At 65.0% G+C, this 520-nt stretch carries 1 protein-coding gene; it reads right to left on the minus strand.

Annotated elements, in window-relative coordinates:
- Nucleotides 1-502: replication initiation protein (locus CK240_RS18035; RefSeq protein WP_205957947.1), on the minus strand; the 502-nt coding region annotated here is incomplete at its 3' end.
- Nucleotides 503-520 lie beyond the last annotated feature (18 nt).

Below are 520 nucleotides of genomic sequence, written 5' to 3' on the forward strand. Positions count from 1 at the left end.
GGTCCATCCCGGCCAGACTGGCGATGTGCTGGAACAGCAGCACGGAATACTTGCTGCCCAGGTGGAACACGGTCTGCCGGTCGAGAATGGCCCAGTGATTCGACCGCTCGGCCATGTCCCGGAACATCCGGCCGAAGAACCACGAGACCAGCACATCGCCGCTGAGTTCGTGGCGATAGTCCACCACGGCCTGATCGAGCAGGCCGCCGATGGTGTAGCGCATGGCCTGAGGGTCGTCATAGGTCAGCACCGCCGCGCGCAGTTCCTCGAACAACGGCTTGAGGCTTTCGCGGTCGTGGTGGGCCATGCCCTCGATGCGCCGAATGTCGGAGAGGCGCATCTCGTGGCGCACGTCCTGGGCCATGCGCCCGCCCGCCGTGGAGATCATCAGATGCATGAGCTTGAGGGCGCGCAGACTTGGCGCGTTCCGCATGTAGACCCCGCGCGCCACCTCGGCGGGCAGCACGGTCTTGGATTGGTCATAGGCCCGATCAGCGGCCACTTGCAGCGTCTTTCCCAT

It is taken from the genome of Paracoccus salipaludis (assembly GCF_002287065.1).
GTDB lineage: Bacteria > Pseudomonadota > Alphaproteobacteria > Rhodobacterales > Rhodobacteraceae > Paracoccus > Paracoccus salipaludis.